Source organism: Herpetosiphon geysericola, from assembly GCF_001306135.1.
In the GTDB taxonomy this organism is placed as follows: Bacteria; Chloroflexota; Chloroflexia; order Chloroflexales; family Herpetosiphonaceae; genus Herpetosiphon; species Herpetosiphon geysericola.
The window spans coordinates 37519-49909 of the sequence record NZ_LGKP01000015.1; the positions used below are offsets into that span (position 1 = coordinate 37519).

The following is a 12391-nucleotide window of genomic DNA, read 5'->3' on the forward strand; positions in this document are numbered from 1 at the left end:
TGGGGATTCATTGCAAATGCCAATATGGGTTCCGCTAGCTCAAAGCCTTCAGCCCATAGTTCTCAACCCTTTGCGCCTCTGGGTTAAATATTGAGCCACAGATTGCACAGATTCGTTGGATTGTAGATTTGGAACTACGAAAGAGCACGAATAACCCATAATTGTTTTTAAGCATAAAATCCAATCTTTGTGGCCTTCGCGCTCTTCGCGGTTTCAACAACTCCCACCCCCGGATCCCTAAGATTAAATTTGCCAAATGAATAAGGCGAGGGTTGCCAAGCTTACAGCGATGATTTTGCGCGCGGTTAATTGCTCGCGGAACAATGGCACGGCGATAATCGCGGTAATTGGGGTTTTGAGGTTGATTGCTAGCAGCACAAATGGCAAGGTTGCCGCATCGGACAACGCTTGGGCATGCATCATTGCTATAAAGCCGCCAAAGGTTACCAAGCCAACCACTGCGCCCCAACCCCACTCGTGACGCCGCACTTGGGGCGTAAGGTGTAGCCCAGGAATTACGCCAGCAGCAAAATCAACAAACATCAACAAGCCAATTTGAGCACCGAAATTGCGGGCATAGGTGACGGCGGCAAAGCTCGAAATGACTAACAAACCCAAACAAACGTAGGTCGCTTTGCTCAGGGTTTCGCTGCCCTTAACTTGCGCGCCAATCAACACGGCGATTGCAGTTAAGATACAGGCCAATACATTGCCAATAGTTGGGTTGCCAGCCTGCGAAGGCAAATTGATTGTGACCGAGCCAAATTGCAGCGCATTCCAGGCTGCGGGCAAGAGCAAAATCACCACCCCAGCAATCACTAAATCCAAATTGCTGATTGCAAAAACCAACGAGGCTGGCGAATGTTCGAGCGCTTTGGCGCGGGCAATTGTGGCGAAATAAAAGGTTACGCCTGCCAGAAAGGCCAAAATTGCCGCAGGCCACGACCACGATTCGCCGCTAGCGATAAAATAAATTAGCCCACAGATCGTTGCGATCACGCTTGAGGCATAAACCATTTGGGCCGGACGCGTCCGACTGGCGAGGGCCTTGAACAGCAGCGACAATCCAGAATAGGCCACTACTGCTAAAGCGGTTAATCCAAAAACCATCGTGTTCCACCTTGGTGTGTCACTAAAAAGCTCGATGCTGGTTGGAACAGAGACACCAAAAAAGCGCGGGAAGACCCGCGCCTTAAGACTCATCAGCGAGGCTACTCTGTAATGGTTTCGCCTGCCGCCGTCCAGGGCGGCTCAACGATACATAAAAACTCTAAGCGTTGCTCGCCATCATTGCGCAGCCATTGTGAACAACGGGGCGGAATATAATAGTACGAGCCAGCTTCGACTGCATGGGCTTGACCATCAAGCACCATCGTTCCACGACCAGCGATAATGTAGTATACCTCAGATTGTTCAAGCACATGATCGGCAGTTCGACCACCAGCTTCAACATAGGCATGGGCTAAACTATAGCCAAGCGCGACTGGATGGCGCTCTGGGTGCAGCAGTTCGCGTAGGTGGCAGCCATCGCCAGCAACAAACTCGGTTTGATCGCGGAGCTGGGCCACATAAGGTTGTTCGCTCATTCCATCCCCAAGTAGGCCTTTTGCACGTCTTCGTCTTCGCGCAAGGTGGCCGCATCGCCAGCTTTTACAATGACGCCAGTTTGCAGCACATAAGCGCGATGGGCGATACCCAAGGCCATCAAGGCGTTTTGCTCGACCACCAAAATGGTGGTGCCTTGGTTATTGATATTTTGAATAATTTCAAAAATCAGGTCAACCAACACTGGAGCCAAGCCCATCGATGGCTCATCGAGCAAGAGCAAGCGAGGTCGCGACATAAGTGCTCGGCCAATCGCCAACATTTGCTGTTCGCCGCCAGAGAGCGTGCCGCCACGTTGAGCAACCCGCTCTTTCAAGCGTGGAAATAGCTCAAACACCCGATCCATATCGCTGGCAATTTCGGCCTTATCGTTGCGGGTAAAGGCTCCCATTTCTAAGTTTTCGCGCACTGTCAGGTTGGCGAAAATCCGCCGCCCTTCTGGCGATTGCGAAATGCCCTGCGAAACAATTTTATGCGCCGGAACACTATTCAGGGTCTTGCCTTCAAACAGCACTTGGCCAGTTCGCGGCGGCGTAATGCCAGAAATAGTGCGCAAGGTTGTGCTTTTGCCTGCACCATTCGAGCCAATCAGGGTTACAATTTCGCCTTGATTAATTTCCAGCGAAATCCCCTTGAGCGCATGAATGTTGCCATAATAGGTATGTACATTTTGCAGTTGCAACATCGCGAATGTCCTTATAGTTGAAAGAACATAGAACATAGAACATAGAGCATAGGGTTCAGGGGCCAAGTGGGAGTCAGAGAAATTAGTTATCAAGTTCCTTGCCCAGAACCTTAGCGTTCTTCATATCCTTTGTGGTTCCAAACTCGATCCCCAACCCCTAACAACCGATCCCCAAGCCTACGCTTTATCAAATACCGGAGCGCCGCCGCCTTTGCCCTTGGCCGCGTGGCCAGTGCCAAGATAGGCTTCGACCACCTTGGGATCGGTTTGGACTTCGCGTGGCAAGCCTTCGGAAATTTTAATCCCGCGATCAAGCACGGTTACCCGTTCAGAAATGCCCATGACCACTTTCATATCGTGTTCGATCAGCAGCACAGTCAGATCGCGCTCATCACGTACCCGATAGATCAACTCGGTCAAGGCATCGGTTTCTTTGGGGTTCATGCCAGCGGTTGGCTCATCGAGCAACAACAATTTGGGATCGGTTGCCAATGCCCGCGCCACTTCCAAACGGCGTTGATCGCCATAGGGCAGATTTTTGGCCATTTCATCGGCGCTATTGCGGCCCAAACCAACATATTCGAGTAACGCAAAGGCTTTTTGACGAGCGGCTTTTTCTTCGGCGCGCATGCTGGGTGTGCGAAACAGCGTGCCTAGCAAGCCAGTATGCATGCGGCAATGCTGGCCAACCAACACATTTTCCAACGCCGTCATATGCGCAAACAAGCGAATATTTTGGAAGGTGCGACCAATCCCAAGTTTGGTCACTTCGCTGGGCTTAGTGCCATTGATCCGTTGACCATTGAAAATCATATCGCCATCGCTGGGTGTATACAAACCAGTGATCATATTGAAGAAGGTAGTTTTGCCAGCGCCGTTGGGGCCAATCAGCCCAACAATCGAACCTTTTTCAATTTCAAATGAAACATCGCTCACGGCGGTTAGGCCACCAAATCGCTTGGTAATGCCGCGAGCTTGCAGCAAGGGTGCCATAGCAGGTCTCCTACGCCGCCAACGACGGATCAGCTTCCGCCTCGGCTGCAACACTATTGCTATTGATCGTATCGTCATCGGGATGCAGTTCGGCTTTACGGCGTTCGTTGGGCAAGAGGCCCTCAGGGCGGACGAGCATCATCACCACCAACACAATCCCAAACAGCAACAAGCGTTGTTGAGTTAGATCTTGCAGCGCTGAAACTCCAACCGTACTCGTGTCCTCGGCTCGTGCCTTGGTTTCAGCAATCCGCCGAAACAACTCAGCGCCTTTGGGAATAAACATCTTATCGGCGCCCTGAATCAACAAGCCCCCAACAATCACCCCAGTCATATTGCCCAAGCCGCCAAGAATCACCATACACAACAAGATGATCGAGACGCTAAAGTCGAACGAGCTTGGGAAGATTGCCCCGATGAATGCGCCATAGAACGCGCCACCAAAGCCCGAGAACATTGCACCCATTGAGAAGGCCAGCAATTTGGTTCGTACTACGTTGATGCCCATTGCATCGGCGGCCAATTCATCTTCGCGCATGGCCATCCAAGCGCGGCCTTGGCGTGAATCACGCAGGCGATTGATAAAGAAAATCGCCAAGCCCATGATCACAATGAGCAGGTAATACCATGGAATTTTGTTCGATGGCTCGAAATCGCCAATCAAGGGCAAATGGGGCGGCGAGATTGGGTTAATCCCTTTATTACCACCAGTTAAGTCAACTTGCTCAATCCCAATTGGCATCCCAAAGAAGCGCAAGGTTAAGGTGCCACCAGGCGGGCCGCCACCAAGGCTCCGAAACAGAATTGGCACAATTTCACCGAAGCCAAGCGTCACAATCGCCAAATAGTCGCCGCGTAAGGGCAACGTCGGCGCCCCCAAGGTTAAGCCTGCGATCGCTGCCACCGCCGCTGCCACCCAAATCACCAACCAAAAACTTAGGTTGATCCCAAGGTGCGGCGATGAGAGCATCGCTGTGGTGTAGGCGCCAATCGCGAAGAAGGCTGCATAGCCTAAGTCGAGCAAGCCAGCATAACCCACCACAATATTCAAGCCCAAGGCCAAGAGAATAAAGATATAAATTGGAATCAAGGCATCGAGCAAGAGCAAATTGCCAGCCCGATCGATCAGCGGAATCAAGAGCACTGGTAGGGCGATAACCGCCAATAATGGAATATTCGGGCGCAATGGCAAACTGCGGGCAGCACAAGCAGCGGCCCCCAAGAGTGCGCCGGTCAGGGTCGAAAAGCCAAAGGCAAACAGCAAAATCAGAATATCGCTGCCTAAGCCTAGCGTATCGGCCAAAATCACCGTTTCGGATAAATGCTCAGCAAAATCGCCAGCACTAATCCCAGCAGCGGGCGCAATCACAAAGGCCATAACAAACAGGGCTAAGCCTGTCCAAGCCCCGGCAATTGCCCCTGCCTCCGCCCCTAAGATTGCTGCTTTCTTGGGATTGGCTTGTGGGCTACGTTGAAAGGCCAACAAGCCTGCTCCCAACCCACTGAGCATCCCAGCAATAATCGCCACCCCAGGTTTATGCGTGCCATAAACAATCGTCATGACCGCGCCGAACATCCCAGCAATCAAGCCAGCTTTAATCATATCGGGCAATGGCGCACTGTAGAGCAAACAGAGTGCGGCAATCACCAAACCACCAAGCAGTGCTGCGCCAAGCCCAAGGTTGGGATAATTCCATAAGAAGAATGTCCCGACCGCAAAGCCAACCCCGCCAGTTGTTAAATAGCGCTTTGTATTTGGCATACAATCCTCGTTTCTAGGCTTTTTGGCCACCTTCTTGCCCGAGCAACCCAGTTGGTCGGAAGAGCAAAATCAAGACAAGAATGGCGAAAATCACCGCATTCGACCAGCGTGTCCCAATGTATTGATCGCTCAAAGCGAGGATCAAGCCAATCAGCAAACCACCCAAAGCCGAACCAAGGATATTGCCAATGCCACCAAGCACTGCTGCGGTAAACGAGAGCAAGCCAGCGGTAAAACCCATACTAAATAAAGCAGTCCCGTTGTAGAGACCAACGATCATACCGGCAGCACCGCCCAACGCGCCACCAATAAGGAAGGTTACGGAGATGGTGCGGTCGGCGTTGATGCCCATCAAACGTGCTGCGTCACGGTCTTGTGCGGTTGCCCGAATCGCCTTACCAAGCTTGGTAAAACGTACAAACGAATACAATCCCGCTAGCAACCCAAGGCTTACAACGGCTACCAGCAAATCTTTATAGGTATATTTCAAACTATCGGGAATAAAAAAGACTTGGCCGTTAGGCAACAAGTCGGGAATGTTCTTGGGGGCAACTGATTGAGTACCCATCGCATCGGCAACCCGCCCAATTGCATCTGAGCCAAGCCCATCTGCAATTTTATCCCAGATCAGGCCATCGCCAAGGAAGATCCCAACATTTTGCAGCACAAACGACATCCCAATTGCTGAAATCAAGGGCGCCAAACGCGGAGCATTGCGCAATGGCCGATAGGCAAAGCGCTCAATTCCTGCATTCAAGAAGGCGGTGCAGAGCATCACCAAGCCCAAAATCCCAAGCAGCGAGAAAAAAATCGTAATGCCTGAGCTGGTTTTGGGGTCTAAGCCAAACAAACTAATAAAGATCAACGACAGAAATGCGCCGATCATAAACAAATCGCCGTGGGCGAAGTTGATCAACTCCAAAATCCCATATACCAAGGTATAGCCAAGCGCAATTACCGCAATGTAGGTGCCTTTGGTCAAGCCAATGACGATCTGCTGGGTCAGCTGTCGCGGGCTATCCCACATCTCAAGTAAAATCGTTTGGTAAATGGGTATGGCAAAGAATCCGAGGAAAATAATCAGGCCGACAATCGAAAATGCCCGTCGCTTGGTCAGAAATGGCTCTCGTGGTACAAGCGGAGCCGCCTGCGGCGACGATGGAGTTTGAGATGCTGCCATAGCGCGTTATTCCTATGTACCCAGCAAGGGGCTGGTGACGATAATCCACACAGGGGAAAGGGACGATCGATTGATCGTCCCTTGGAAACGGTATGCAAACTTATTTGAGGACTTGAATAAATTCGAATGCGCCATTCTTGATTTGTTGGCCGCTCATTTGGGTCAATGTCGTGTCGCCACTAGCATCGAAGCCCCATTTGCCCAACACGCCATCGAAATCTTTGGTTGCGAAGACGTTCTTCAAGATGGTTTCGCGGTTGATGCTATCGCATGATTTGTTGATTGCAGCCAAGGCAACGTTGGTTGAATCGTAGCCATAAGCAGCGTAGGCTTCTGGCTCGGCGTTGAATTTGGCTTTGTAGGCGTTGTACCATTCGGCACCCTTGCCTTCAAGCTTCGATGGTGGAACCCCACCGAAGGTTGCGTAGACGCCTTCAGCGTTATCAGCGCCAGCTGCATCAATAAAGGCTTGTTCGTAGATGCCGTCTGGACCCATGAACTTGACTTTATCAGCGGTCATGCCAGCAGCGCGCATATCTTTGACCAATTGGCCTGCGTTGCTTTGGGTAATCCCGCCGAAGTAGATCATATCGGGGTTGGTGGCGGCGATTTTCGACATCAAGGCTTTGTAGTCGCTGGCTTTTGAATCGATGCTATCGCGGCCTGCGATTTTGATGCCGTTTGCTTCTGCGGTAGCAGCGAATACGTCAGCAATCCCTTTGCCATACAACTCGGTATCATCCAAGATGTAAACATTGGTTACGCCCAATTCTTTGGCCCAATTGCCTGCGGCTGCACCTTGCAAGTCGTCTGCTGGCACAACCCGGGTGTAGTTGCGGGTGCCTTTTGGATAGTAGACTGCTGGTTCGCCTTCAGCGCCTTTGCCTTCCTTGGTCAAGCCAGGGTAGGTGTTGGCTGGGCTGATCATCACAATGCCTGCGTTGTTCAAGATTGGAATCGCAATCTTGGCTGCACCTGAGTTGAAAGTCCCAATGTAAACCATCACATCTTTGTTTGAGGCAGCAGCATTGGCGTTTTCTGCTTCTTTGGTTTCGTCCCAAGCACCTTTGGCTGCGGTTGCATCATCAAGATCTTCATACTTGATTTCAACATTACCATTGCACGCGGCATATTTGTCTTCTTCTAAACGCATCTTAATGGCGTTTACGATGGTATCTGTTTGTCCTTTTGAGGAACCGGTGCGAGGTAAGCTGCTAACAATCGTGACGGTGGTTTTGGCTGTTCCGCCAGTTTCAGTACCACATGCGGCCAAAATTACCATGATCATGGTCAAGACGAGCGAGAATGAAAGAAAACGTTTCATAATTCCAGTTGCTCCTTGTTTAAACCCGAGGAAAGCCTAAAACTGGCTAGCCCAAAGCCATACATGGTTTTAGTGATGAGGCATGAACCTCCTTAAAAGCCACATTGAACTCTAAGGTGCAATCATTGAACGACGAGCTACCTGCAATGGTAGCGGGTTGGATTGGGAGAAAGTAGAGGGACTTATAGGGCGGTAGTGTACACAACGACCATGGTTTTGTCAAACAATCGAGGTAGGACAATCAAAGGATGAAGGATGAGGGATGAAGGATGAAATACCAAATCAAAAGGCAAAAGTCAGAAGTCAAAAGAACAGAGAACAGAGCGTAAAGTCAAAAGCCCATAGCCACTAGCCCAAATCCCATAGCCTCATCTTCGTATTCTTCGTGGATCAGCATTTAACGCAGCGGCGCAGAGAATGAGAGAATGTGGGTTATGGGCTTTATGCTATGTGCTAGTGGAGCATAATCCTCATAATCTGTGCAATCTGTGGCCAACGGCAAGGATGAAGGATGAGGGATGAAGGATGAAGGGCTATGCTCTCCACATGGAGCTTGACGTTCTTCGCGATCTTCGCGTCCTTCGCGGTTTCGGCCTTCGTGTTGCTTCGTGATCTTCGTGGATCATACCAAACGGACTCCTAAATCTCCATTTTGCTTGTACAATAAGAACACCTGAGTCGCAGTGGACGAAAGGAGCAAACATGCGACGGATTCTTCTCCTGCTGGGCTTGATCCTAAGCCTAACCATCATTCCCTCCAACTCGCCCGCAACCAGTGCTGCCGAGCCTTCGCGCCCGGTTTTTGCCTACTATTATGGCTGGTGGGGTAGCCAAACGTGGTATCTCGATAAGATTCGCGATCGCCCACTCGAACTTTACGAAAGCGACCGCGATAGCACCATGCTCAACCAGATTCGCCAAGCCAAAAATGCTGGCATCGATGGCTTTATTTGTACGTGGCGCTATACCTGTGCGCGTTTGCTGCAACTCGCTGAGCAAGAAGGCAATTTCAACATCGCCTTCAGCGTTGATCCGGTGGCCGATGGCACGCTTGGCTCAACTCAAGCAATTGTCGATAATATGCGCGAAATGGCTGACCTTGCCAAAAGTAGTGCCTACTGGCATTGGGATGGCAAGCCAGTCTTCATCTTCTGGAACGATACGATTTTGCCCGGTGGCCGTGGCTCATTGAATGATTGGACTGATTTGCGCAATCGCGTTGATCCCAATCGTAATCAATTTTGGCTCGGCGGTGGGGTCAATTTCAATCTCTTGGATGTCTTCGATGCGCTCCACTTTTTCGATATTACCTGGGAACGCAAACAAGGCGATGCCATGAGTTCCTATAGCCGCAATTTGCGCGACTATAACACGCGCCGCAATAGTAACAAACCATTTGTGGCAACTGTTATGCCTGGTTATGATGATTTGCTCTATCGCAACGGCCACTTGCGCGACCGCGAGAACGGCAACTACTACCGCGCTGGCTGGGATACGGCCATGAATTATCAGGCGCGGGCGGTGATTCTGACCAGCTGGAATGAATGGTATGAAGGCAGCCAGCTTGAGCCAAGCCAAAGCTATGGCAACCTCTACCTTGATATTTCGCGCGAAAAAATCAATGCCTTCAAAAATAATGTGCCGACGATTCCTGATGGCTTTGCAGATGCCAACTTTGAGAAAACTTGGCAACGCACCGATAAGCCAGTCCAAGATGCGCGTAGCAACCGCTCATGGGTTTGGGGGCCAGCAATCGCCAAAGGCCAATACGAGCCATACGGTGGCAGTACGCGCTTGGTTCAATACTTCGACAAATCGCGCATGGAAGTTAATAATCCCAATGGCGACCGTAGCCAGCCGTGGTTTGTAACCAACGGCTTGTTGGTAGTCGAAATGATTCGCGGCCAAGTGCAAATTGGCGATAGCTCGTTCGAGCAACGCATTCCCGCCGATGAAGCATTGGGCGGCGACCCACGGGCGATTAACGATGTTGCGCCAGGCTATAGCTCGCTGCGTGATGTTTTGGGTGCTCAGCCTGACAAAACTGGCCAAACCATCGCTACCCAACTCAAACGCGATGCAACCACCAGCGCGATTGATGCGCCAAGCGTGGTAACCAACGCCAAGTTTGTCAGCCAAACCAGTCATAATATTCCCGATGTTTTCTGGAATTTTATGAATCAACGTGGGACGGTCTATGAAAATGGCCGCTTCGTTGAAGGCCAAGTTATCGATTGGGTCTTTGCTTTCGGCTATCCGCTGAGCGATGCCTATTGGATGCGGGCCAAACTTGGTGGCAGCGAAACCTGGATGTTGGTGCAAGCCTTCGAACGCCGGATTTTGACCTATACCCCAACCAACTCTGCTGCCTTTCAAGTAGAGATGGGCAACGTTGGCCAACACTATCGCCGTTGGCGCTACGGCAACTAAGCAATAGCATTAAATTACAACGCGCCCGCTTCACATAACGAAGTGGGCGCGGCTTGATTTAACCAAGTTTATTGAGGGCAGCGCATGTTGACACATTCGGGGCCTTTGAGAATATACTCATCAAAGAAGGCTCGAATTGCAGTTTCATCAACGCTATCCAACAATTGGCGATGGTTCCAAGCAGTCAAGGCAATTTTGGTATCCATATTTTCGCGGCTAACCAAAATAGTGCGATATTGTTCGGCGCTCAAGGCGGTAAACAATTTGACCAATTGCTCGTTTTCGGCAGCACTGGTGACGCTTGGCTTGAACCAAATAATCACCCCGCCATGCTCCATGTTGTGCACAATCCGCTCATCTTCTGGTGGATTGGTTTGGTAAAGCCCCCATTGAGCAGGGCCAGCCCAGTGGCTGCCAGAGGTTGGTGGGTTTTGTTTGTATTCGACTTTCGTGCCATCGGCAACGTGTTGTTGGCCTTCATCGGGTAATTCTTGAACAACCCCAGTCGTTGAGGGCGCTGTCGTTCCTTCAGCAACCGTCACCTTTTCAATTTCATTGCCATTTCCCCGATTCAGGAATATAACACCAACCACCACAAGCACCAAGATTACAGCACCGATGCCGAAAACTAACGGCAACTGCGATTTTTGGCTCACTTGGCGACGACCACGACGAGGTTGAGACATGCGAAGAACTCCTTGAAATAGATTAAACTGATTGGAACAAAGCAACTGCTACTTGAGCAGCAATTTGAGCATTATTATTAAGTAACGCGGTGTTGGTGGCGATGCTTTCGCCTTCGGTTTCGCGCGCCATGGCGCTGAGCAAGAATGGGGTAACTGCTGCGCCCCGAATGCCTGCTGCGTCGGCCTGCGCAATTGCCCGCCCAATGGCTGCTTCAACAAATTGGGGATCAAGCGCTTTTTCGACTGGTGGTGGCACTGCCAAAACCATGCCGCTGCCGCCGCCATAGACCCGATGCGCGGCCCAGGTTGCTGCTGCTTGGGCTGCATCATCAACCTTGCGGCCCAAGTGTAAACCGCTATGAGCGCTATAGAAGGCTGGCAACTCTTCGGTGGTATAGCCAACCACGGGCACGCCATAAGTTTCGAGCACTTCTAAACTTGCTGGCAAATCGAGAATCGATTTTGCGCCTGCGCAAACCACTAAAACTGGGGTTTTGCCCAATTCGCCAAGGTCAGCAGAAACATCCCAGCTTTCGCGCGCACCCCGATGCACGCCGCCAATGCCGCCAGTTGCAAATACCTGAATGCCAGCCAAGCCAGCAATGGCCATGGTTGCGGCGACGGTTGTTGCGCCATCGCGGCCATTCGCCACTGCATAGCCAATATCGCGGCGGCTTAGTTTCAGCACATCCTTTGCGGTTGCGAAATGCTCAATTTGCTCGTTGGTTAGCCCAACATGGACTGCCCCCTGAATTACGGCAATCGTGGCTGGCACAGCTCCTGCCGCACGCACGGTTGCTTCAAGTTGCAAGGCAATTTCGCGATTATGCGGGTAGGGCAGGCCATGGCTAATAACTGTTGATTCCAAGGCCACCACTGGTTGGCCATTGGCAAAAGCTGCTTGCACCTCAGGTGCGAGAATTAAGTTGGTCACAATCTATTCCTTCTGTGGCGGTTAAATAAGTAGTCAGCCTCGATCACCTCAATCGAAACAAAACTATACCATAACTACATCTTCTCCATGCGTGCCAATAGTCCTAAATTAATATTCTAACGCAAGTTACTCAAGAACGAGAAAGCGCAAATCAAAAGGCCAAAAGGAACGAGGCTATGGGCGATAGGCTCTTGGCTAGCGGAACATGGTTCGGGGAATTCGGGCAATTCGTGGCAAAAAAAACTATTCATGGATTAATAGTTTAACGCAGAGGCGCAGAGAAATGATGGCTTTTGGCTAGAGGCTTTGGGCTGGCACGATCATAATCCTAAAAATCTGTGCCAATCTGTGGCTAAAATAAAAGGATGAGGAATGAAAAGTCAAAAGGTAAGTCAACAGCCAAAAGCCCATAGCCCCATCTTCGTGTCCTTCGCGATCTTCGCGGTTTCGGCGCTTCGTGGCCCTTCGTGTCCTTCGTGGCCAAAAATAATCATCATTCGTGTTCTTCGCATCATTCGTGGTTTTGGTTCTTCGTGGTTTCTTAGCAATGATCCCTGATCCATAACAACTGATCCCTCAACAGTATTTCTCCTCCCTTCCGTCCCTCCGCTGGAGGGAAACGCCGGGGGTTTTCATCCCCCAGCACCCCCTAATGTTTCTTCGTGGACTGTTCTGCTGTTTCTTTTCCTCTTTTTCGATTGGTGATCTTCGTGATCTTCGCGGTTTCGGCTCTTCGTGTTGCTTCGTGCCCTTCGTGGATCAAAACCAATTCCCAATTTGTTCTCTGTTCTT

The 12391-nt window shown here is 50.8% G+C and carries 10 protein-coding genes; 1 reads left to right on the forward strand and 9 read right to left on the reverse strand.

The annotated features are described in order from the left end of the window. Positions 1–243 precede the first annotated feature (243 nt). The 7 genes from SE18_RS08870 to SE18_RS08900 form a co-directional block, all read right to left on the reverse strand. Positions 244–1110 (reverse strand): hypothetical protein, encoded by an 867-nt coding sequence (locus SE18_RS08870; RefSeq protein ID WP_054534089.1) that lies wholly within the window; start codon positions 1108–1110, stop codon positions 244–246. Positions 1111–1211: 101 nt separating this feature from the next. Further along, positions 1212–1586 carry a cupin domain-containing protein gene (locus SE18_RS08875; RefSeq protein ID WP_054534090.1) on the reverse strand — a complete coding sequence of 125 codons (375 nt, stop codon included), beginning with the start codon at positions 1584–1586 and terminating at the stop codon, positions 1212–1214. Continuing rightward, on the reverse strand, positions 1583–2290 hold the full coding sequence (locus tag SE18_RS08880) for an ABC transporter ATP-binding protein (protein ID WP_054534091.1): 708 nt from the start codon (positions 2288–2290) through the stop codon (positions 1583–1585). Before SE18_RS08880 ends, SE18_RS08875 begins: the two co-directional genes overlap by 4 nt. A gap of 177 nt (positions 2291–2467) precedes the next feature. Next, a complete protein-coding gene (locus tag SE18_RS08885) occupies positions 2468–3283 on the reverse strand; it encodes an ABC transporter ATP-binding protein (RefSeq protein WP_054534092.1) in 816 nt (271 codons plus the stop codon). A 10-nt stretch (positions 3284–3293) separates the two neighbouring features. After that, complete coding sequence (locus tag SE18_RS08890; RefSeq protein WP_054534093.1) at positions 3294–5045, reverse strand: branched-chain amino acid ABC transporter permease; 1752 nt, start codon at positions 5043–5045, stop codon at positions 3294–3296. 13 nt (positions 5046–5058) lie between these two features. After that, positions 5059–6225: a branched-chain amino acid ABC transporter permease gene (locus SE18_RS08895; protein WP_236706838.1), complete on the reverse strand. Its 1167-nt coding sequence runs from the start codon at positions 6223–6225 to the stop codon at positions 5059–5061. A gap of 100 nt (positions 6226–6325) precedes the next feature. Further along, positions 6326–7549: a branched-chain amino acid ABC transporter substrate-binding protein gene (locus tag SE18_RS08900; protein ID WP_054534094.1), complete on the reverse strand. Its 1224-nt coding sequence runs from the start codon at positions 7547–7549 to the stop codon at positions 6326–6328. A 702-nt stretch (positions 7550–8251) separates the two neighbouring features. Here SE18_RS08900 and SE18_RS08905 point away from each other — a divergent pair. Beyond that, complete coding sequence (locus SE18_RS08905; protein WP_054534095.1) at positions 8252–9979, forward strand: glycoside hydrolase family 99-like domain-containing protein; 1728 nt, start codon at positions 8252–8254, stop codon at positions 9977–9979. 68 nt (positions 9980–10047) lie between these two features. Here the strand turns inward: SE18_RS08905 and SE18_RS08910 are convergent, their stop codons facing one another. Together SE18_RS08910 and SE18_RS08915 are read right to left on the reverse strand one after the other, a co-directional pair. After that, entirely contained in the window at positions 10048–10665 is a 618-nt protein-coding gene (locus SE18_RS08910) for a DUF3105 domain-containing protein (RefSeq protein WP_054534096.1), read from the reverse strand. Positions 10666–10687: 22 nt separating this feature from the next. Next, positions 10688–11599, reverse strand: coding sequence for a pseudouridine-5'-phosphate glycosidase (locus tag SE18_RS08915; protein ID WP_054534097.1), 912 nt, complete (start codon positions 11597–11599; stop codon positions 10688–10690). Between the last annotated feature and the right edge of the window lie 792 nt (positions 11600–12391).